General features: G+C 73.3%; 14 protein-coding genes, 1 pseudogene and 1 riboswitch. Of the genes and pseudogenes, 9 read left to right on the top strand and 6 right to left on the bottom strand.

Translation table 11 applies throughout. The features are described from left to right. Positions 1 to 116: 116 nt before the first annotated feature. The 4 genes from gdhA to AB0P03_RS23655 all read left to right on the top strand — a co-directional run bounded on the left by gdhA (position 117) and on the right by AB0P03_RS23655 (position 4,484). On the top strand, positions 117 to 1,505 hold the full coding sequence (gene gdhA, locus AB0P03_RS23670) for an NADP-specific glutamate dehydrogenase (protein ID WP_363579129.1): 1,389 nt from the start codon (positions 117 to 119) through the stop codon (positions 1,503 to 1,505). A 116-nt stretch (positions 1,506 to 1,621) separates the two neighbouring features. After that, complete coding sequence (locus AB0P03_RS23665) at positions 1,622 to 2,491, top strand: AraC family transcriptional regulator (RefSeq protein WP_363579127.1); 870 nt, start codon at positions 1,622 to 1,624, stop codon at positions 2,489 to 2,491. 243 nt (positions 2,492 to 2,734) lie between these two features. Next, the gene (locus AB0P03_RS23660; RefSeq protein WP_363579125.1) at positions 2,735 to 3,643 is read left to right on the top strand and encodes an NADP-dependent oxidoreductase; all 909 of its coding nucleotides are present in this window, start codon (positions 2,735 to 2,737) and stop codon (positions 3,641 to 3,643) included. Positions 3,644 to 3,719: 76 nt separating this feature from the next. Continuing rightward, on the top strand, positions 3,720 to 4,484 hold the full coding sequence (locus tag AB0P03_RS23655) for a VOC family protein (protein ID WP_363630627.1): 765 nt from the start codon (positions 3,720 to 3,722) through the stop codon (positions 4,482 to 4,484). A gap of 88 nt (positions 4,485 to 4,572) precedes the next feature. Here AB0P03_RS23655 and lnt read toward each other — a convergent pair whose 3' ends face one another. Both lnt and cobN read right to left on the bottom strand, forming a co-directional pair. Next, entirely contained in the window at positions 4,573 to 6,243 is a 1,671-nt protein-coding gene (gene lnt, locus AB0P03_RS23650) for an apolipoprotein N-acyltransferase (RefSeq protein WP_363630625.1), read from the bottom strand. An 89-nt stretch (positions 6,244 to 6,332) separates the two neighbouring features. Next, complete coding sequence (gene cobN, locus AB0P03_RS23645) at positions 6,333 to 10,031, bottom strand: cobaltochelatase subunit CobN (protein WP_363630624.1); 3,699 nt, start codon at positions 10,029 to 10,031, stop codon at positions 6,333 to 6,335. Between the two features lie 301 nt (positions 10,032 to 10,332). Further along, positions 10,333 to 10,418, bottom strand: a riboswitch (cobalamin riboswitch). A 167-nt stretch (positions 10,419 to 10,585) separates the two neighbouring features. On the opposite strand from cobN, the gene AB0P03_RS23640 reads away from it, so the two are divergent. The 3 genes from AB0P03_RS23640 to AB0P03_RS23630 are packed head-to-tail and all read left to right on the top strand — an operon-like array spanning position 10,586 to position 14,039. After that, on the top strand, positions 10,586 to 11,899 hold the full coding sequence (locus AB0P03_RS23640; RefSeq protein ID WP_363630623.1) for a hypothetical protein: 1,314 nt from the start codon (positions 10,586 to 10,588) through the stop codon (positions 11,897 to 11,899). After that, positions 11,896 to 12,522 carry a precorrin-8X methylmutase gene (locus AB0P03_RS23635; RefSeq protein ID WP_063350072.1) on the top strand — a complete coding sequence of 209 codons (627 nt, stop codon included), beginning with the start codon at positions 11,896 to 11,898 and terminating at the stop codon, positions 12,520 to 12,522. Before AB0P03_RS23640 ends, AB0P03_RS23635 begins: the two co-directional genes overlap by 4 nt. Continuing rightward, positions 12,519 to 14,039, top strand: a complete 1,521-nt coding sequence (locus tag AB0P03_RS23630) for a precorrin-2 C(20)-methyltransferase (RefSeq protein WP_363630621.1) — start codon at positions 12,519 to 12,521, stop codon at positions 14,037 to 14,039. The genes AB0P03_RS23635 and AB0P03_RS23630 overlap by 4 nt, the downstream gene beginning before the upstream one ends. Before the next feature lie 88 nt (positions 14,040 to 14,127). Here AB0P03_RS23630 and AB0P03_RS23625 read toward each other — a convergent pair whose 3' ends face one another. Continuing rightward, positions 14,128 to 15,867 (bottom strand): TIGR03767 family metallophosphoesterase, encoded by a 1,740-nt coding sequence (locus tag AB0P03_RS23625; protein WP_363630620.1) that lies wholly within the window; start codon positions 15,865 to 15,867, stop codon positions 14,128 to 14,130. A 296-nt stretch (positions 15,868 to 16,163) separates the two neighbouring features. Between AB0P03_RS23625 and AB0P03_RS23620 the strand changes: the two genes are divergently transcribed. Continuing rightward, positions 16,164 to 17,411, top strand: a complete 1,248-nt coding sequence (locus AB0P03_RS23620) for a cobalt-precorrin-5B (C(1))-methyltransferase (RefSeq protein ID WP_363630618.1) — start codon at positions 16,164 to 16,166, stop codon at positions 17,409 to 17,411. A gap of 137 nt (positions 17,412 to 17,548) precedes the next feature. Beyond that, entirely contained in the window at positions 17,549 to 19,078 is a 1,530-nt protein-coding gene (locus tag AB0P03_RS23615; RefSeq protein ID WP_363579107.1) for a UDP-N-acetylglucosamine 1-carboxyvinyltransferase, read from the top strand. 71 nt (positions 19,079 to 19,149) lie between these two features. On the opposite strand, the gene AB0P03_RS23610 is transcribed toward AB0P03_RS23615, so the two are convergent. The 3 genes and pseudogenes from AB0P03_RS23610 to AB0P03_RS23600 all read right to left on the bottom strand — a co-directional run. Beyond that, entirely contained in the window at positions 19,150 to 19,653 is a 504-nt protein-coding gene (locus tag AB0P03_RS23610) for a DinB family protein (protein WP_363630616.1), read from the bottom strand. A 129-nt stretch (positions 19,654 to 19,782) separates the two neighbouring features. Beyond that, positions 19,783 to 20,526, bottom strand: a complete 744-nt coding sequence (locus tag AB0P03_RS23605) for a cobalt-precorrin-6A reductase (protein ID WP_363630698.1) — start codon at positions 20,524 to 20,526, stop codon at positions 19,783 to 19,785. A 5-nt stretch (positions 20,527 to 20,531) separates the two neighbouring features. After that, positions 20,532 to 20,693: pseudogene (locus AB0P03_RS23600) on the bottom strand (precorrin-4 C(11)-methyltransferase); the annotation flags it as partial.

Genomic DNA, 20,693 nt, shown 5'->3' with positions numbered 1-20,693 from the left:
TTCAGCATGTGGATGCGTCGGGAGCCGGACTGTGGACACTGCGAGGATTCCCCCGTTTCCTGGGCACGGGAATGCCTCGCGAACGAGCACCGACGACCACGGAAGGTCCTGATCAGATGCCCACAACCCCTCCCGCCGCCACCTCCCCGACCTCCTTCGACGCCGAGCAGCGCGTGATCGAGGCGCTCTACGCGGACGTGGTCCGCCGGAACAGGGGTGAGACGGAGTTCCACCAGGCGGTCCACGAGGTCCTGGAGACCCTCGGGCCGGTGCTCGCCCGCCGTCCCGAGTTCGTCGACGCCCGGATCATCGAGCGGATCTGCGAACCCGAGCGGCAGCTCATGTTCCGGGTGCCGTGGACGGACGACTCCGGCGACATCCACGTGAACCGGGGCTTCCGGGTGGAGTTCAGCAGCGTCCTCGGCCCGTACAAGGGCGGGCTGCGCTTCCACCCCTCGGTGAACCTCGGCATCGTCAAGTTCCTCGGCTTCGAGCAGATCTTCAAGAACGCGCTCACCGGGCTGTCGATCGGCGGTGGCAAGGGCGGCTCCGACTTCGACCCCAAGGGCCGCTCGGACGCCGAGGTCATGCGGTTCTGCCAGTCCTTCATGACCGAGCTGTACCGCCACCTCGGCGAGCACACCGATGTCCCCGCCGGGGACATCGGCGTCGGCGGCCGGGAGATCGGCTACCTGTTCGGCCAGTACAAGCGGATCACCAACCGCTACGAGACCGGCGTGCTCACCGGCAAGGGCCTCGGCTGGGGCGGCGCGCAGGCCAGGACCGAGGCGACCGGCTACGGCTGCGTGCTGTTCACCGCCGAGATGCTGCACAGCCGCGGCGAGAGCCTGGACGGGCGCCGGGTCGTCGTCTCCGGCTCCGGCAACGTCGCCATCTACGCGATCGAGAAGGCGCAGCAGCTCGGCGCGACCGTGCTCACCTGCTCCGACTCCACCGGCTACGTGGTGGACGAGAAGGGCATCGACCTCGCGCTCCTCAAGGAGGTCAAGGAGGTCCGGCGCGGCCGGGTCGCCGACTACGCCGAACTGCGCGGCAGTCACGTCCGGTTCGTCGAGGGCCCGGGCGTGTGGAGCGTGCCCTGCGACGTCGCGCTGCCCTGCGCCACCCAGAACGAGCTGACCGAGACGGACGCGCTGGCCCTGGTGCGGGGCGGGGTGCTGGCGGTCGCCGAGGGGGCCAACATGCCCACCACCCCGGAGGCGGTCCGGGTGTTCCAGGAAGCCGGGGTGGCCTTCGGCCCGGGCAAGGCGGCGAACGCGGGCGGCGTCGCCACCAGCGCCCTGGAGATGCAGCAGAACGCCTCGCGCGACTCCTGGACCTTCGCCCGCACCGAGGAGCGGCTGGCCGGGATCATGAAGCACATCCACGACTCCTGCTTCACCACCGCCGAGCGCTACGGCCACCCGGGCGACTACGTGGTGGGCGCGAACATCGCCGGCTTCGAGCTGGTCGGGGACGCGATGCTGGCCCAGGGCCTGATCTGAGCCCTGCCGCCCGCCACCCGGCGATCGGTACCCGACCGGATCGGGCACCGATTGTCGGGTGCGGCAGGGTGGGTCCTTCCTACGGTGGTGATCAGTAAGGGAAGGACGGGGTCGGAGTGCTGGAACACCTGAACCGGGCGATGGATCACATCGAACGGAACCTGGACCAGGAGGTCGAGGTCGCCGAGCTGGCCCGGATCGCGATGACGTCGGAGTACCACTTCCGGCGGCTGTTCTCGATGCTCTCCGGGATGCCGCTGTCGGACTACGTCCGGCGCCGGCGGTTGACCGTCGCCGGGGCCGAAGTCCTCGGCGGGGAGCGGACGTTGCTGGAGGTCGCGATCCGGTACGGCTACACCTCGGGGGAGGCGTTCGCCCGGGCGTTCCGGGCGATGCACGGGGTCGGGCCCGGTGAGGCCCGGCGCGAGGGCGCGGTGCTCAAGTCCCAACCCCGGATGTCCTTCCGACTCGTCGTGGAGGGAAGCAGCAGTATGGAATACCGGATCATCGAGCAGCCGGACTTCCGGATCATCGGTCGGCGGGCTCGGGTCCCGCTGGTGCACGAGGGGGTGAACCCGGCCATCGCCTCGTTCATCAAGGGGCTCGGCCAGGAGACCGTCGACCGGATCTCGGCGCTCTCGGGCCGTGAGCCGGAAGGCATCCTCTCGGTCACCGAGTTCTTCTCGGAGAGCCGCGAAGAGGGTGTCGAACTCGACTACTACCACGCGGTGGTGGCGGACGCGGGCACCGTCGTCCCGGACGGCCTGGACGTTCGGGAGGTGCCGGCGGGGACCTGGGCGGCCTTCTCCAACACCGGGACCTTCCCGAAGGCCCTCCAGGAGATGTGGCGGGACGTCTTCACGCAGTGGTTCCCGTCCAATCCGTACGAGTTCCGGCCGGGGCCGGAGATCCTGCGTACCCGGTTCCTGCCGGACGGCCAGGCGGAAGCCCAGCTGTGGATCCCGGTGGCACGGGCGCCGCGCTGACGGACGGCCGTTGACAGCTGACAACTGACAAAAAACAGATGACAGATAACAGATTTCGAAATCTGTTATCTGTCATCTGTTTTTTGTTCGCCCGCCAATGCCCGCCAACGCCCACTGCCGCCGCCCGCCGCCCCGCCCGCCCCCGTTCGGCCCAGCAGCGCCCGCACCCGTCCTCCCCCGCCCGCATGCTGGGGCGGGGGAGGACGGGGGATCGCAGCCGCTACCCGAGGAGTGGGATCACCGATGGCCAAGGCATTCGGCTTCGTCGACTACGGCGGGCCGGAGACACAGGAGTTCCTGGACCGCCCGGCGCTGGAGCCCGGCCCCGGGCAACTGGCGATCGCGGTCGGTGCGGCCGGGGTGAACCCGGTGGACTGGAAGATCCGCACGGGCCTGCTCGGCCGGGAGCGCGAACTCCCCGCCGTCATGGGCCAGGAGGCCTCGGGCGTGGTCCTGCAAGTCGGCCCCGGGGTCACCGGGTTCACCCCGGGCGATGAGGTGTTCGGCCTCGCGGCCGCCGGTGCCTACGCCGAACAGACGCTGATGCTCGCCGAGTTGAGTGCCCTCAAACCCGAGGGTGTCGGCTTCGACCAGGCCGCCGTCCTGCCCGTGTCGGCGGCCACCGCGGACGACGCCGTCCGTGACCTCGGCCTCGGCGCCGGCCGGACGCTGCTGATCCTCGGCATCGCCGGCGGTGTCGGCAGCGCGGCCGCCCAGATCGCCCGCAGTCGCGGCCTGACCGTTCTCGGCACCGCGAGCGACGCCAATCACGCGTACGTGGAGTCCCTCGGGGCGGTGCCGGTCCGCTACGGCGACGGCGTCGCCGAACGGATCGCGGCCGCGGCGCCCGACGGCGTCGACGGCATCCTCGACCTGGTCGGCGGCGACGCCCTGCGGGCCGCCGCCCCCGTGCGCACGGACCGTACGGAACTGGTCAGCACCGCCGACCCGGCCACCGTGGCGGAACTCGGCGGCCGCTACATCACCCGCTCGACGACGTCCGAGACCCTGTCCGCGCTGGCGGCCCTGGTCGCCGCCGGTGAGCTGGACCCGCACATCACCGGCCGCTACCCGCTGGCCCGGGCCGCCGAGGCGCTCGCCTTCGTCGAGTCCGGCCACGCCAGCGGCAAGGTGGTCATCGAAGTCGCTTGACTCGAATCAAGAGTGACGATCAGTCAGTGAAGACCGAGAGATCGAGAACCGAGAGAAGAAGTCGAGAGAAGAAGCCATGAAGCAGAACTCCGTGACCATCGGCGGCCCCTGCTGGGTCGAGCTGGGCACCTCCGACCCGGCCGCCGCCAGCACCTTCTACAGCGAGTTGTTCGGCTGGCGGGCCGAGGCCGATGTGCGCCCCGAGGCCAACGGCTACACCCAGATGTTCCTCGGCGACGCCCCGGCGGCCGCCGTCAGCCCGCGGTTCGCGCCGCAGCAGCCCATCGCCTGGTCGACCTGCTTCGCGGTCACCGACACCGACGCCACGGTCGCGAAGGTCGAGGACGCCGGCGGCAAGGTCCTGAAGGAGCCCACCGACGCGTCCGACCTCGGCCGCTTCGCGGTGGTCGGGGACAGCTCCGGCGCGGTCTTCCTGCTCTGGCAGGCCCGCGCGTTCGCGGGCGCCGGTGTGTTCAACGAGCCGGGCTCGCTCGGCTGGGTGGAACTGCTCACCCGCGACCCGGCCGGTGCGACCGCCTTCTACCCGGCGGTCTTCGGCTGGTCCGTCAGCCTGTCCGAGCAGTACACCCAGTGGGGCCTGGGCGGCGAGGACTTCGGCGGCATGCTGGTGATGGACGACCGCTTTCCGCCGCAGGTGCCGCCGCACTGGCTGCCGTACTTCTCGGTCGCCGACGTCGACAACACCGTCGCCCGGGCGAGCGGCCTCGGCGCGGACGTGCTGATGGCGGCCACCGACGTGCCGGGCGGCCCCCGGATCGCCGTGCTGCGCGACCCGCAGGGCGCGTCGTTCGGCGTCTACCTGGCCGGCACCGAGGGCTGACCCGCCGGAGGCCACGCCCCTGCCCACGCCCCTGCCGACGCCCCTGCCGAGGACCCCGCCGCCCTCACGCCGGGCGCAGCCTCCGCCCTCACGCCGGGCGCCGACTGCGGCTGGAGCGCCACGCCGCCGCCGTCGCGCCCGCCGTGACGAGCAGCGCGCCGATCGGCACCACGTCGCCGATCCGGTCGTACCAGGTCAGCGTCCCGGGCTCGGTGAGCGGCAGTCGGACGGTCAGCGCTCCGGTGCCGTCGGTACCGAGCCGGGCGAGCTCGCGGCCCTGCGCGTCGAAGGCCGCCGACACCCCGGTCAGCGAGGCCTGCACGGCCGGCCGGCCCGTCTCGGCGGCCCGGATCGCCGCCAGCGAGACGTGCTGTTCGGGTGCCCAGGTGTGCTGGAAGGTCGAGGTGGAGGACTGGTAGACCAGCACCCGGGCGCCGTCCCGCGCGGCGGTGCGGGCCAGGTCGGGGAAGGCCGACTCGAAGCAGATCAGCGCGCCGACCGGCAGCGGCCCGCCGGCCCGGTCGGTGGCCGGCAGGACGTGGAAGGCGGTGCCGGGCGCCCGGTTCTCGCCGGCCGCCCGGCTGACGCCGGCGATCCAGCCGAGCACCGGCCGCAGCGGGATGTACTCGCCGAAGGGCACCAGCCGGATCTTGCGGTAGCGGTCCAGCACGCCCGCGGGGGAGACCAGCACCGCGTCCTTGGAGATCCGCCCGTCCGCCTTGCGGGCGTCCTCCCCGGCGATGATCTGCGCCCCGGTGACGGTGGAGAGTCGGCGCAGCCGGTCGAGCGCGGCCGGGTCGCGGTCGAGGTCGGCGGTGGTGCTGCTCTCGCCCCAGACGACCAGGTCCACCGGCTGCCCGCCGAGCGCGGCGGTGGCCTGGGCGCTGGCCTCGAACCGGGCCTGCGGGTCGTCCACGATGCCGGGCTGGACCAGCGCGACGGTGACCGCCCCGGCCGGGGCGGGGGCGTCGCGCAGCGCGAACAGCAGCGGGCCGGCGGCCAGGACCAGGACGGTGGTCAGCGCCGCGAGGGCGCGCGGCCGCCGGTGCACGGCGGTCAGGACGATCAGCACCCCGGTGTTGGCGGCCGCGACGGCCGCGCTGACCAGCCAGATCCCGCCGGTCGAGGCCAGCCCGAGGATCGCCGGGTGCTGCCACTGGGTGGCGCCGAGCAGCGCCCACGGCCCGCCGAGCGCGTCCCAGGAGCGCGCGTACTCGGTGGTCACCCAGACCGCCGGGACGACGAGCAGCGCGAGCAGTGCCCGACGGCCGGTCAGCGGCGGGTGCAGCAGCCGGTGGACGGCGTACCCGAAGCCGCCCTGGAGCGCCCCGAACAGCACGGCGAGCACCGGTAGTCCCGGCCCGATGGACGGGACCAGCCAGTACATCGCGATCAGGATGAAGCCCGCCCCGAACCACCACCCGCGCACCGCCGCCTCCCGCCCGCCGGGCGCGCGCTGCATCAGCAGCATCCCGGGGACGAGCGCGACCCATGCCAGCCAGGCCTGCCCCGGTGCCGGGAAGGCGAGCACCGGTACGGCCCCGGCCGCCAGGGCACCGAACCGCGCGCGGTAGCGGTGCGGGCGCGCCTGCGGGTGGCCGCCGTTTCCGGGGTGCCCGCCGTGTTCGGGGTGCCCGGGAGGTTCGGGGCGCCGGGGGTGCCCGGGATTCGAGGAGTGTCCGGAGTGCCCGGGGTGATCGGGGTGCGAGGAGTGCGGCGTGCGCCGGGCGGGGCTGGTGAGGGCGAGGCGGCGGGGCATGCCCCGTATTGTCCGCTTGGACGGACTACGCCACCAGTGTTCCTGTCACCCGAATGGGCTACGGGAACACTGGTGGCCACCCCCGTGACTCAGCCCTCGTCGCCCTCCAGGTCCCCCTCGGTCTCCAGGAACGCGGCCTGCAACTGCGCGATCAGCTCCGGGTCGGGCTGCTCCCACAGCCCGCGGCTGGCCGCCTCCAGCAGCCGCTCGCTGATCCCGTGCAGCGCCCACGGGTTGGCGCCGGTCAGGAACTCCCGGTTGACCGGGTCGAGCACGTACTCCTGGGTGAGCTTCTCGTACATCCAGTCCGCGACCACGCCCGTCGTGGCGTCGTAGCCGAACAGGTAGTCCACCGTCGCGGCCATCTCGAACGCGCCCTTGTACCCGTGCCGGCGCATCGCCTCGATCCAGCGCGGGTTGACCACCCGGGCGCGGAAGACGCGGGCGGCCTCCTCGGTCAGCGTCCGGGTGCGGACCGTCTCCGGGCGGGTCGAGTCGCCGATGTAGGCGGTCGGCGCCTTGCCGGTGAGCGCCCGGACGGTGGCCACCATGCCGCCGTGGTACTGGAAGTAGTCGTCCGAGTCGGCGATGTCGTGCTCGCGGGTGTCGGTGTTCTTCGCGGCGACGGTGATGCGCTTGTACGCGGTCTCCATCTCCTCGCGGGCCGGCCGCCCGTCCAGCCCGCGGCCGTAGGCGTAGCCGCCCCAGACCGTGTACACCTCGGCCAGGTCGGCGTCGGTGCGCCAGTCCCGGCTGTCGATCAGCTGGAGCAGGCCCGCGCCGTAGGTGCCCGGGCGGGAGCCGAAGACGCGGACGGTGGCCTTGCGCTCGTCGCCGTGCACCGCGAGGTCGGCCTGGACGTGGGCGCGTACGAAGTTCTGCTCCGCGGGCTCCTCCTGGGCGGCGGCCAGGCGCACCGCGTCGTCCAGCAGGGCGACCACGTGCGGGAAGGCGTCGCGGAAGAAGCCGGAGATGCGCAGCGTCACGTCGATGCGCGGGCGGCCCAGCTCGGCGAGGGTGATCGGCTCCAGGCCGGTGACCCGGCGCGAGGCGTCGTCCCAGACCGGGCGGACGCCGAGCAGGGCGAAGGCCTCGGCGATGTCGTCGCCGGCGGTGCGCATCGCGCTGGTGCCCCACAGCGACAGCCCGACCGAGGGCGGGTAGTCGCCGTCGTTGTCGGCGGTGTACCGCTCGACCAGCGAGGTGGCGAGCGCCTGGCCGGTCTCCCAGGCGAGCTTGCTCGGGACGGCCTTCGGGTCGACGGAGTAGAAGTTGCGGCCGGTCGGCAGCACGTTGACCAGGCCGCGCAGCGGCGAGCCGGACGGCCCGGCCGGGACGAAGCCGCCGCGCAGCGCGTGCAGCACGGCGTCCAGCTCGTCGGTGGTGGCGGCCAGTCGCGGCACCACCTGGGTGGCGGCGAAGGTCAGCACCTCGTGGACGGCCTCCGGCAGCCCGGCGGCGACCTTCTCCACCGCCTCGACCGCCCAGTCCTGCGCCTCCATGGCCTCGACCAGGGCGCGGGCCTGGGCCTCGGCGGCGTCGGTGGCCCCGAGGGTGAGCGCGGCCTCGTCCAGCCCGAGCGCCTCGCGCAGGCCCGGCAGCGCGCTGACACCGCCCCAGATCTGGCGGGCGCGCAGGATGGCGAGCACGATGTTGACCCGGTCGGTGCCGGCTGGCGCCTGGCCGAGGACGTGCAGGCCGTCGCGGATCTGGGCGTCCTTGATCTCGCACAGCCAGCCGTCGACGTGCAGCAGGAAGTCGTCGAAGCCGTCGTCCTCGGGGCGCTCGTCCAGGCCGAGGTCGTGGTCCAGCTTGGCGGCCTGGATGAGGGTCCAGATCTGCGCGCGGATCGCGGGCAGCTTGGCCGGGTCCATCGCGGCGATGTTGGAGTGCTCGTCCAGCAGCTGCTCCAGGCGGGCGATGTCGCCGTAGGAGTCGGCGCGGGCCATCGGCGGGACGAGGTGGTCGACCAGGGTGGCGTGGGCGCGGCGCTTGGCCTGGGTGCCCTCGCCCGGGTCGTTGACCAGGAACGGGTAGATCAGCGGCAGATCGCCCAGGACGGCGTCCGGGCCGCACTCGGCGGACAGCGCGGCGGTCTTGCCGGGCAGCCACTCCAGGTTTCCGTGCTTGCCGAGGTGGATGACGGCGTGCGCGCCGAACCCGCCGTCGGCCTGCGCGGCCTCGATCCAGCGGTAGGCGGCCAGGTAGTGGTGGCTCGGCGGCAGGTCGGGGTCGTGGTAGATGGCGACGGGGTTCTCGCCGAAGCCGCGCGGCGGCTGGATCAGGACGAGCAGGTTCCCGGAGCGGATCGCGGCCAGCACGATGTCGCCGTCCGGGTTCTGCGAGCGGTCGACGTAGAGCTCGCCGGGGGCCGGGCCCCAGTGCTCCTCGACCTGCTCGCGCAGCGCCTGCGGGAGCGTGGCGTACCAGCGGCGGTAGTCGGCGGCGGGGATGCGCACCGGGTTGCGGGCCAGCTGGTCCTCGGTGAGCCAGTCCTGGTCGTAGCCGCCGGCGGCGATCAGGGCGTGGATCAGGGCGTCGCCCTCGTGGGAGGCGTCGAGCGAGGAGTCCTGGGACGCGTCGTGGGAGCCCTTGCGGGAGCCGTCGGAGGACGCGTCGTGGGAGCCGTCGTGGCCGTCCCCGTTCGTTCCGTCCACCCCGGGGAGGTCCGAACCCAGGTCCATGCCCTCCGCGCGCAGCCGGTTCAGCAGGCGGATCGCGCTGGCCGGGGTGTCCAGGCCGACGGCGTTGCCGACCCGGGCGTGCTTGGTCGGGTAGGCGGACAGCACGAGCGCGAGGCGGCGCTCGGCGGCCGGGATGTGCCGCAGCCGGGCGTGCTTGACGGCGGTGCCGGCCACCCGGGCGGCGCGCTCCGGGTCGGCGGCGTAGACGGTGAGGCCGTCCTCGTCCAGCTCCTTGAAGGAGAACGGGACGCTGATCAGCCGGCCGTCGAACTCCGGCACCGCGATCTGGGTGGCGGTGTCCAGCGGGGACAGGCCGTCGTCGCTGGCCTCCCACTGGGCGCGCGACCAGGTGAGGCAGAGCGCCTGGAGGATCGGCCGGTCCAGGGCGGCGAGCGCGCCCGCGTCCCAGGCCTCCTCGTCGCCGCCGGCCTGCGCGTCCGCCGGGCGGGTGCCGCCGGCGGCGAGCACGGTGGTGACGAGCGCGTCGGCCTCGCCGAGCGCGGCCAGCAGTTCGGGCTCGGCGCCGCGCAGCGAGGCGCAGTAGTAGGCCCTGGCCTGCGCGCCCTGGTCCTCGATCGCCCGGCAGAGCGTCTCGACGAAGGCGGTGTTGCCGCTCATGTGGTGGGCGCGGTAGTAGAGCACCGCGACCGTCGGGCCGTCCTGCGTACGGGCTTCGCGCTCCAGCGGCCCCCAGGCCGGGGCGGAGGCGGGCGGGGCGAAGCCGTGGCCGGTCAGCAGCACGGTGTCGGAGAGGAAGGCGGCCAGCTCGGCGAGGTTGGCGGCGCCGCCGTGCGCGAGGTAGGCGTGCGCCTCGGCGGCGATGCCGGCCGGGACGGTGGACAGCTCCATCAGCTGGGCGTCGGGGGCCTGTTCACCGGTCAGCACGATCACCGGGCGGGGGCCGGCCAGCAGCGTGTCCAGGCCCTCCTGCCAGGCGCGGCGACCGCCGAGCAGGCGGACCACGACGAGGTCGGTGCCCTCCAGCAGCGCGGGCAGGTCCTCGGGGGTGAGCCGGGCCGGGTTGCCGAGCCGGTAGCGGACCGGGCCCTCGGCGGCGCGGGCACTGAGCAGGTCGGTGTCGGACGTCGACAGCAGCAGGATCATGCGAAGGCCCTCCCGGCCTCGGAGCCGCCCCGAGCCGAAGGGCGCGCCGGCGTGGAAAGTGACGAGTGACGAGCGACGGACGAAAACGCGTGGTGCGCGGCGGACGAAGGCGCGTGGCATCTGGCGGACGAAAGCGGGCGACGGCGCGTGGCCGGCGACCGAAGGAGCGCCGAGGCGTCGGCGAAGCGCCCGGAGTCGGGCGGGCGTGAGGCGCCCGGGGACCCGGGCGCGGGCATGCGGCAGCGCATTGCTCTTCGAGCCTTCCTCGGGGTCCGCGCCCCGGGCCGGTGGAGGACGGCAGGAGTTCCTGGCTCCCGCGGCCGTCCGGTCTCCCGGTGAACCGCGGTCACAGTGGCGGGACCGCACCGGGCTTGCACCGGTTTCCTCCCCTGCGCCGTCGCTGGCGTGCGGACGGCCCGCGGGGACCGTCCGCCAGCATCGTACGGGGTGCGGCTGACCTGGGGGAGGGCGATCCCGGGGAGGCCGCCCGGAGCGCCCGGGGTGTGAGGCGACGGACAAAGGCAACCGATCGGATCATCTGTATGCTCGCGGCCATGCCACCGACACCCGACGCCACCGCGCCGGGCGCCGCGGTGCCCGACCGGGGGCGCGCGGACGCCTGCCCAGGGGCCCTTCGTCTACACCCGGCCGACGACGGCGCCCTGGCCCGGGTCCGCCTGCCCGGCGGCCTGCTGACGGTCCGTCAGGCGCTGGCGCTGGCCGACGCCGCCGAGGCGCTCGGCGACGGCGAACTGGAGACCACCTCCCGCGGCAACGTCCAACTCCGCGGCCTGGCTTCGCACTGCGGGGCCGAACTCGCCGAACGGCTGCGCGCCGTCGGCCTGCTGCCCTCGGACACGCACGAACGGGTCCGCAACATCGTGGCCTCCCCGCTCGCCGGGCTCGACGGACACGGCTTCGCCGACGTGCAGGCCTGGGTGCGGGAGCTGGACGCGCGGCTGTGCGCGAGCGACTGGGCGGCCGGACTCTCCGGCAAGTTCCTGTTCGCGCTGGACGACGGGCGGGGCGACGTCGCCGCGTTCGACGCCGATGTGACATTGATCGCAGGCCCGGACGGGTCGGCGCTGCTGCGCCTCGGACGGGCCGCCCACGGGCGTCCGGCGCCGGCGGGGCAGGAGGTGACGGCCGTGCTCGACGCGGCCCGGACCTTCCTGGACGTGCTGCGGGAGAGCGGGCGCAAGGCCTGGCACCTGCGCGAGGTCCCCGAGCTGCTGCCGGCCGGGCCCGTGCCGGTGCCCGCTTTCGCCGGGGCCGCGCCCGCGGTCGGCGTGGTCCCTACGGCCGGTGCCGTCCGGACGGTCGGCCCGCTCGCCACGGCGGCGGGCGGGGCCGTGGCGGGCGGGCTGTCGGTGGGCATGCGCTTCGGCCGGGCCGGTGCCGCGCAGTGGCGGGAACTCGCGGGCGCCTGCGCCGGGGAGATCCGGCTGACGCCCTGGCGCGGCGCGGTGCTGCCGGGGGCGCCGGCCGACCGGCTGCCCGCGCTGGCGGCGGCCGGGTTCCGGACCGCGCCCGGCTCGCCCTGGGAGCGGGCCACCGCCTGCACCGGGCTGCCGGGGTGCGCCAAGTCGCGGGCCGACGTCCGGGCCGACGCGGCGCGGGCGCTCGATGCGGCGGCCGTCGCCGGGAGCCCGCCGGTTACGGGCCTTCCGACCGCCGGTCTCCCGGTGCACTGGTCGGGGTGTGAACGGCGCTGCGGTCATCCGGCCGGGCGGTGGGTGGACGTGCTCGCCACCGGGCAGGGCTACCGGGTGACGGTGAACGGTCCGGCGTCCGCCGGGGCGGCCGTGGACGTGACGAACGAGGAGATGGCCGAGGCGGTCGCCGAGGCCAGGAGGACCACGAAGTGATCGAGTACGAGAAGGACGGCGCGTCCATCTACCGCCAGTCCTTTGCCACCATCCGTGCGGAGGCCGACCTGGCCGCCCTCCCGGCGGACGTCTCCCAGGTCGCGGTGCGGATGATCCACGCCTGCGGGATGGTCGACCTGGTCGAGGACCTGGTGTACTCGCCGGGCGTGGTCGCCTCCGCGCGCGCGGCGCTGCGGGCCGGGGCGCCGATCCTGTGCGACGTGAACATGGTGGCGAGCGGCGTCACCCGCAAGCGGCTGCCCGCCGACAACGAGGTCGTGTGCACCCTCACCGACCCGTCCGTGCCGGAACTCGCCCGGAAGATGGGCAACACCCGCAGCGCCGCCGCCATGGAACTGTGGCTGCCCCGGCTGGAGGGCGCGGTGGTGGCCGTCGGCAACGCGCCGACCTCGCTGTTCCGGCTGCTGGAGATGATCGAGGCCGGTGCGCCGCGCCCGGCCGCGGTGATCGGCGTCCCGGTCGGCTTCATCGGCGCCGCCGAATCCAAGCAGGCCCTGGCCGAGCACCCGTCCGGCCTGGAGCACCTGGTGGTGCGCGGCCGGCGCGGTGGCAGCGCGATCGCCGCCGCCGCCGTCAACGCGATTGCGAGCGAAGAAGAGTGACGGATCGTCAGACCCCTGGTGTCGGCCGGCTCTACGGCGTCGGGCTCGGCCCCGGCGACCCGTCGCTGGTGACCGTCCGGGCAGCCGAACTCATCGGCAAGGCCGACGTGGTGGCCTACCACAGTGCCCGGCACGGCCGGTCCATCGCCCGTTCGATCGCCGAGCGCTATCTGACGGGTGGTCAGGTAGAGGAGAAGCTGGTCTACCCGATCACGGTCGAGACCACCGACCACCCGGGCGGCTACCGGGGCGCGCTGGACGACTTCTACGAGGAGGCCGCCGCCCGGCTGGCCGCCCACCTGGACGCCGGCCGCGACGTCGTGGTCCTCGCCGAGGGCGACCCGCTGTTCTACGGCTCGTACCAGCACATGCACAAGCGGCTCGCGCACCGCTACCCGACCGAGGTGGTGCCGGGTGTGACCTCCGTCAGCGCCGCGGCCGCCCGGCTCGGCCAGCCGCTGACCGAGGCCGAGGAGACGCTCACCGTCATCCCGGGCACGCTGCCCGAGGAGGAGCTGACGGCGCGGATCGCCGCCGCCGACTCCGCCGTGATCATGAAGCTGGGGCGCACCTTCCCGGCCGTCCGGCGGGCGCTGGAGCGGGCCGGACGGCTCGACGACGCGCAGTACGTCGAGCGCGCGTTCATGGACGGGGAGCGCATCCTGCCGCTCGCGGAGGTCGAGGGCGAGACCGTCCCGTACTTCTCGGTGGCGGTGCTGCCGAGCAAGGTCGCGCCGCTGGAGCCGGTGGAGCGGCGGACGGACGGTGCCGGCGCGGTGGCCGTCATCGGCACCGGTCCGGCCGGGCCGCTCTGGCTCACCCCCGAGGCGCGCGGCGTCCTGGCCGAGGCGACCGACCTGGTCGGCTACACCACCTACCTGGACCGGGTGCCCGAGCGGCCGGGGCAGCGGCGGCACGCTTCGGACAACAAGGTGGAGTCGGAGCGCGCCGAGTACGCCCTCGAACTGGCCCGCCGCGGGCACAAGGTCGCGGTGGTGTCCTCGGGCGACCCGGGCGTCTTCGCGATGGCCACCGCCGTCCTGGAGGTCGCCTGCGAGGAGGCCTACCGGGACGTCCCGGTGCGGATCGTCCCGGGGATGACCGCGGCCCACGCGGCCGCCTCCCGGGCCGGCGCCCCGCTCGGGCACGACTACGCGGTGGTGTCGCTGTCGGACCGGCTCAAGCCCTGGGACGTGGTGGCCCGCAGGCTGCGCGCGGCGGCCGAGGCGGACCTGGTGCTCGCGCTCTACAACCCGGGCTCGAAGTCGCGCACCACGCAGGTCGCCCTCGCCCGGGACCTGCTGCTGGAGTACCGCGCGCCCGAGACGCCGGTGGTGATGGCGCGCGACGTCGGCGGGCCGACCGAGCGCGTGCGGATCGTCCGGTTGGGCGAGCTGGATCCGGCGCTGGTCGACATGCGGACGATCCTGCTGATCGGCTCCTCGCAGACCCAGGCGGTCGAGCGGGGCGGCGGCGTGGAGGTCGTCTGGACGCCGCGGCGGTACCCGGAGGAGTAACGGGCGATGACTGACAGATGACAGCTAACAGATTTCATCATCTGTTAGCTGTCATCTGTTTTCTGTTACTTGTTCGCCGCCGCCTCCGTCACCGTGTCGGCTTGGTGATCACCAGCTCCGTGTTGTGGTCCTCGCCCGCGCCCAGCAGCGCCGCCGGCCGGCCGTTCGGGTCGTTGTACGACAGTTCGCGGTACAGCGCGGCGAGGTTGGCGTCCGAGGTGCTGCCGAAGTCCGTGCCGTACGGTGCGGAGGACTCGATCAGCGTCGTGAACAGGGAGAGCGTGCCGTCCCCGTTGTCCGCGATCTCGATGATGCGCCCGTGTTGCGGGTAGTCGATGTGCGAGGCGGTGTTGATCTCCCAGAACGCCCGCTCCGGCACGGCGTGGCCGTGCGCCGTGACCTTGTTCATGTGGGTGTGCCCGTTCACCCACGCGATCACGTTCGGGTAGCGCTGGAGCAGCGCCACCAGTTCGTTGCCGTCGTGCCGCTTCTCGAAGATGTTGCGCGGGTCGGGCAGCAGGTTGCCCATGGTGGTGCTCGTGTGGTGGCTGAACAGGAGGATCACCTCGTCCGTGCTGCCGCCCGTCACCTTGCGTCCGTCGGTGTCGTACCAGTGCCCGCTGTGCGCCTTCAACTGCTGCTCCAGCCAGCGCAGTTGCGCGGTGCCCAGTGAACCGTCCGCGAATCCGGCCTGGTTGGTGGTGTCCAGGCTGATGCCGACCACCTTCTCCGAGATGCGGAAGGTGTAGTAGAGCTTGCCGCTGCCCATCATGTCCGAGGTGAAACCGTGCCCGTACGGGCCGGCGCCGGTGTGCGCCGGGTTCAGGTGGGCCTTGGCGAACTCCTTGAGCGTGAACGGCCGTCGGCGCTCGTCCGGGGTGATCCGGCGCACCGCGTCGCCGCTCGCGAGCAGCTTCGCGAGCAGGAGCGCGGCGCCGGCCGGGTCGCGGCGCAGCGAGTCCATCAGCTGGGCCGCGTCCGCGTCGTTGCAGCCCTCCAGCTTGTACTGGCCGGTGTAGAGGTCGTTCAGCAGCCCGAGGTCCGGCAGCGAACCCTCAAGGCTGTCGTCGTGGTTGCCGACCGTCGTGTACCAGGGCGTACGCAGGCCCGGCGCGTCGAACGGCCGGCCGGCGGCGTCGAGGAAGCCCGGTATCTGCGGGAAGCCCTTCGCCTTGTAGCCGTCGCTGTAGGCGAGTTCGGGGTTCCAGTAGGCGGCGTTGCCCGAGTTCTGCACGCCTTCGTAGCGGTTCGGGTCGCCGGTGTTCTGGGCGAGTCGGCCGCCGCCCATGACGGTGAGGTACCAGTCGAGTTCGGCCTGCTCGTGGTTGTCGGTGTTGTCGCCGGTGGCCATCACCATGCTGAACGGCATCCCGGTGTAGGGGCCGCCGTCGAGCGCGTTGACCCGCTCGACGAGGGCCGAGACGCCGCGGGCGTTCAGGGCCTCCTGCGGTCGGTACGCGCTGCCGTTGAACCGGGCCAGGTACTCGAATCGCACCGGGGACTCGGTGTCCACCAGGTGCAGGTCGCTGAACTGGACGAAGCTGGCCAGCCCGGTCCGCCGGTCGTCCCGCCCGGTGCCCGGCGCCGCCAGGTCGCCGCGTACCACCAGCGGCCAGCCCGGCCCGGCCGTCAGTCGCTTGTACCCGCCGGTGCCGACGGGCGTGGCCACCTGGTCGAGCGTGGTGCCCGTCGTCCTGACCGCCCGCGCGGCGGTGGCCGCCAGTGCGCGCTCGCGCTCCGCCGCCGAGGCGAACTGCCCGCCGCCCAGCGACAAGGCCGACCAGGCGGCGGCCACCGACGTACCGGTGAGGAACGTACGCCGACTCATCCCTGCCACAAGAACCCCCACATGCTGATGGCCCGGCCGGACAACCCGGACACCGGACCCCGTGTCATGAACCCGCCTCTGGCGGACCGCCAGATTACTCACTGGTAGGCGCGAGGTGCGAGGCCCGTGCGGAGAACTCTTCGGGAACGCGGGGCAGCGGCCGCTCCCCGACTCGGACACCGGGTCGCGGGGCCCTGCTGACCGCCCCCGGTCGGGGCGCGGTCAGGCGAATGGGGGAAAATCGGTACCGACGGTCGGTGCGGCCGCACCTCAACGGAGTCGGAAGCGAGACGCAGGTGGCCAAAGCGGGAGCCGAAGCGGGAGCCGAGGCCGGAGCCGAAGCCGGAGCCGAAGCCGGGGGCCGGGCCGGCCAGCTGAAGAGCAGCGGCCTGCGGCACGGCTGGACCACGGGCGCCTGCGCCACCGCCGCCACCAAGGCCGCGTACACCGCGCTGCTCACCGGCGAGTTCCCGGACCCGGTGACCATCACCCTCCCCAAGGGCCAGCAGCCGGCCTTCGCCCTCGCCGCCGAGGAGCTCACCGCCGAGGAACTCGCCCCCAGGGCCGGGGGACTGGCCGCCGGGGTCCTCGCGGCCGGAGGTCGAGCCGCCGTCCCGCCCGAGCCGGCGAGCGCGATGGCCGCCGTGGTCAAGGACGCCGGCGACGATCCCGACGTCACCCACGGCGCGCTGATCCGCTCGACGGTGCGGGCCGGCGAGCCCGGCGCCGGAGTGGTGTTCCGGGCCGGACCGGGGGTGGGGACGGTCACCAAGGCGGGCCTGCCGCTGCCCGTCGGCGAGCCCGCGATCAACCCGGTGCCCCGGCAGATGATCCGCGACGCCGTGGCGGAGGTGGCCGCCGCGCACGGCGGCAGCGGGGACGTGGTGGTCGAGATCTCCGTGGACCACGGCGAGGAGATCGCCCGTTCCACCTGGAATCCACGGCTGGGCATCCTCGGGGGCCTGTCCATCCTCGGCACCACCGGCATCGTCGTCCCCTACTCCTGCTCCGCCTGGATCGACTCCATCCGCCGCGGCGTGGACGTGGCCCGGGCGGCGGGCCGCACCCACGTGGCCGGCTGTACCGGCTCGACCTCCGAGAAGGTCGCCGTCGCCGTGCACGGACTGCCCGAGGACGCGCTGCTCGACATGGGCGACTTCGCGGGCGCCGTCCTCAAGTACCTCAAGCGCCACCCGGTGCCCCGGCTGACGATCGCGGGCGGCTTCGCCAAGCTGTCCAAGCTCGCCGCCGGTCACCTCGACCTGCACTCGGCGCGCTCCCAGGTGGACAAGGGGTACCTGGCAGAACTGGCGCGGCGCGGCGGGGCCGACGGGGTGTTGGCCGAGGCGGTGGCCGCCGCCAACACCGGGTTGGAGGCGGTGCAGTTGTGCCGGGCGGCCGGGGTGCCGCTGGGCGATCTGGTCGCCGAGGCGGCGCGGGCGACGGCGCTCGGCGTGCTGGTCGGCTCGCCGGTGGCGGTGGACGTCATCTGCATCGACCGCGCGGGCACCGTCGTCGGCAGGGCGGAGCCGCTCGGGCCGTGACGCTCTCACAGAATCGCGGCAATACCACCTGGTGATGTGAAGATCTGACGTTCATGCGGGGCGAGAAACGGACAAAAGGAGTGTCACACCCACCCCCGGCTCTGTTGTCATCTCAACCATGAGATATGGTCTGGCGAGTGACAGGCGACTACCTCACCCGTATCGGCACCCTCATCCGTACCGCCCGCCAGCACCGCGGCTGGTCCCAGGCGCAGCTCGGCGAGGCCCTCGGCACCAGCCAGAGCGCGGTCAACCGCATCGAGCAGGGCAAGCAGAACGTCAGCCTTGAGATGATCGCGCGCATCGGCGAAGCCCTCGACAGCGAGATCGTCTCCCTCGGCTACTCCGGCCCGATGCACCTGCGGGTCGCCGGCGGCACCCGACTCTCCGGCGCCATCGACGTCCGCAGCAGCAAGAACGCCTGCGTCGCGATCCTCTGCGCCTCACTGCTGACCACCGGACGCACCACGCTGCGCAGCGTCGCCCGGATCGAAGAGGTCTACCGCATCCTCGAGGTGCTCACCAGCATCGGCGTCAAGAGCCGCTGGACCAACGACGGCCGCGACCTCGAACTCACCCCGCCCGCCGAGCTCGACCTCGCGGCGATGGACGTCGAGGCGGCCCGCCGCACCCGCAGCGTGCTGATGTTCCTCGGCCCGCTGATGCACCGCGCCAGCCGCTTCGCCATCCCGTACGCGGGCGGCTGCGACCTCGGCACCCGCACCGTCGAGCCGCACCTGACCGCGCTGCGCCGCTTCGGGCTGGAGGTCGCCACCACCGGCGGCGCCTACCACGCCTCGGTCGAGCCGGGCACCCCGCTGGACCGTCCGATCGTGCTGACCGAGCGCGGGGACACCGTCACCGAGAACGCCCTGCTGGCCGCCGCCCGGCACGACGGCGTCAGCGTCATCCGCAACGCCTCGCCCAACTACATGGTCCAGGACCTGTGCTTCTTCCTGGAGAAGCTGGGCGTGCGGATCGAGGGCATCGGCACCACCACCCTCACCGTCCACGGCGTCCCGGAGATCACCTGCGACGTCGACTACACCCCGGCCGAGGACCCGGTGGAGGCGATGAGCCTGCTCGCCGCCGCCGTCGTCACCTCCTCCGAGCTGACGATCCGCCGGGTGCCGATCGAGTTCCTGGAGATCGAACTCGCGGTGCTGGAGGGGATGGGCCTCGACTACGACCGGACCCCCGAGTACCGGGCCCACAACGGCCACACCCGCCTGGTCGACCTCACCGTGCGCCCGTCCAAGCTGACCGCGCCGATCGACACCATCCACCCGATGCCGTTCCCCGGCATCAACATCGACAACGTGCCGTTCTTCGCGGCCATCGCCGCGGCCGCCCACGGCACCACGATGATCCACGACTGGGTCTACGACAACCGTGCGATCTACCTCACCGAGCTGACCCGCCTCGGCGCCGACGTCAAGCTCCTCGACCCGCACCGCGTCCTGGTCCAGGGCCCCACCCGCTGGCGCGCCGCCGAGATGATGTGCCCGCCGGCGCTCCGCCCCGCGGTCGTCATCCTCCTCGCGATGCTCGCCGCCCAGGGCACCTCCGTCCTGCGCAACGTCTACGTCATCAACCGCGGCTACGAGGACCTCGCCGAGCGCCTCAACTCCATCGGCGCGCAGATCGAGACCTTCCGCGACATCTGATCCGATCCGGATCCGAATGGCAGTCGGATGGCCGACCGGCCCCACGCGTTGGGGCTGGTCGGCCGTTTCGGTTACTCGCCGGTGGTGCCGTCGAGGTGTTCGCGCAGGAGGTCGGCGTGGCCGTTGTGGCGGGCGTACTCCTCGATCATGTGGGTGAGGATCCAGCGCAGCGAGAAGACCTCCTCGCCGTAGTGCCCCAGAACGTCCAACGACTCGGTGGCCGCGACGAGTTGCCGGGCGTGGTCGCACTCGCGGCGCCAGACCGCGAAGGCCTCGTCCGGGTCGGCGGTGTCGGCGTCGAACTCGGCGAAGGAGCCGTCGGGGTTCTTCCAGAAGCCGGGCCGGGCCTCGTCGTTGAGGACGTTGCGGAACCAGCTGCGCTCCACCTCGGCGAGGTGGCGGACCAGCCCGAGCAGGGAGAGGCCGGAGGGTTCGAGGGCCCGGATGCGGAGCTGTTCGGGGGTGAGGTCGGCGCACTTCAACGCGAGCGTGTCGCGCTGGTAGTCCAGGAAGCTGGCCAGGGTGGCCCGTTCGTCGGCCGTGCGCAGGGTCGTGGTGCGGTGATCGTCTGCCATCGGCCCATCCTGCCGGTGCGGCGCCGAAACCCGCCCGGTAATTTCTCGCGGCCCGGTCGGCCCGGTCGGCCCGGTCGGCCCGGTCGGTCCGCCCGGGCCCGGTCGGTTCGGCCGACCCGACCCGCCGTTCTAGCGCAGGTGCTGCAACCACCGCACCGCGCCCGGTACGTCCGGGGCCACCGGTACGCCGTCCGGGACCGGCGGACGCCGCACGATGACCACGGGCAGGTGGAGTTCGCGTGCGGCGGTGAGTTTGGGTGCGGTCGCGGCGCCGCCGCTGTCCTTGGTGACCACGACGTCGATGCGGTGCTCGCGCAGGAGTGCCCGTTCGCCGTCGAGCGTGAACGGCCCCCGGTCCAGCAGGACTTCGAAGGACGGTGGCAACGGGGGCTCGGGCGGGTCGACTGACCGGGCGAGGAAGTGGACCCCGTCGAGGTGGGCGAAGGTGGCGATGCCCTGTCGCCCGGTGGTGAGGAAGACCCGTCGCCCGAGGCCGGGCAGGAGTTCGGCCGCGGCGGCGAGCGAGGGGACGGGGAGCCAGCGGTCCCCGGCGACCGGTGCGAAGCCGGGGCGGCGTAGCACCAGCAGCGGTACGCCGGTGGCCGCCGCCGCGAGGGCCGCGTTGCGGGACATCCCGGCGGCGAACGGGTGGGTGGCGTCGACGACCGCGTCGACCCGTTCGCCGCGCAGCCAGTCGGCCAGCCCCTCGGGGCCGCCGAAGCCGCCGATCCTCACCTCTCCGGCGGGCAGCCGGGGTTGGGCGACCCGGCCGGCCAGTGAACTGGTGACCCGCAGGGACGGCGGCTCGGCGAGTGCGGCGGCCAGCGCCCGCCCCTCCGTCGTCCCGCCGAGGATCAGGACGTGCCGGGTCATGGGGTTCACGCCCCGCAGGGCTCGTGCGGGCGCTCGCGCTCCGCCGAGTAGAGGTGGCTGTCGCGGAACTGTTCGGCGGCCAGTGTCCGTCCGACCAGGATGACGGCGGTGCGCACCACGCCCGAGGCCTTGACCTGCCCGGCGATGTCGGCGAGGGTGCCGCGCAG

The organism is Kitasatospora sp. NPDC088779 (genome assembly GCF_040685395.1).
Classification (GTDB): domain Bacteria; phylum Actinomycetota; class Actinomycetes; order Streptomycetales; family Streptomycetaceae; genus Kitasatospora.
The sequence above is the reverse complement of the archived record's forward strand: the minus strand, read 5'-3'. Positions and strand labels throughout refer to the sequence as shown.

Bases quoted from the DNA above. Each gene is read 5' to 3' on its own strand.
- AB0P03_RS23655 (WP_363630627.1), top strand. From the start codon at position 3,720: ATGAAGCAGAACTCCGTGACCATCGGCGGCCCCTGCTGGGTCGAGCTG.
- gdhA (WP_363579129.1), top strand. From the start codon at position 117: ATGCCCACAACCCCTCCCGCCGCCACCTCCCCGACCTCCTTCGACGCC.
- AB0P03_RS23605 (WP_363630698.1), bottom strand. From the start codon at position 20,526: ATGACCCGGCACGTCCTGATCCTCGGCGGGACGACGGAGGGGCGGGCG.
- lnt (WP_363630625.1), bottom strand. From the start codon at position 6,243: ATGCCCCGCCGCCTCGCCCTCACCAGCCCCGCCCGGCGCACGCCGCAC.
- AB0P03_RS23640 (WP_363630623.1), top strand. From the start codon at position 10,586: ATGCCACCGACACCCGACGCCACCGCGCCGGGCGCCGCGGTGCCCGAC.
- AB0P03_RS23610 (WP_363630616.1), bottom strand. From the start codon at position 19,653: ATGGCAGACGATCACCGCACCACGACCCTGCGCACGGCCGACGAACGG.
- AB0P03_RS23625 (WP_363630620.1), bottom strand. From the start codon at position 15,867: ATGAGTCGGCGTACGTTCCTCACCGGTACGTCGGTGGCCGCCGCCTGG.
- AB0P03_RS23660 (WP_363579125.1), top strand. From the start codon at position 2,735: ATGGCCAAGGCATTCGGCTTCGTCGACTACGGCGGGCCGGAGACACAG.
- cobN (WP_363630624.1), bottom strand. From the start codon at position 10,031: ATGATCCTGCTGCTGTCGACGTCCGACACCGACCTGCTCAGTGCCCGC.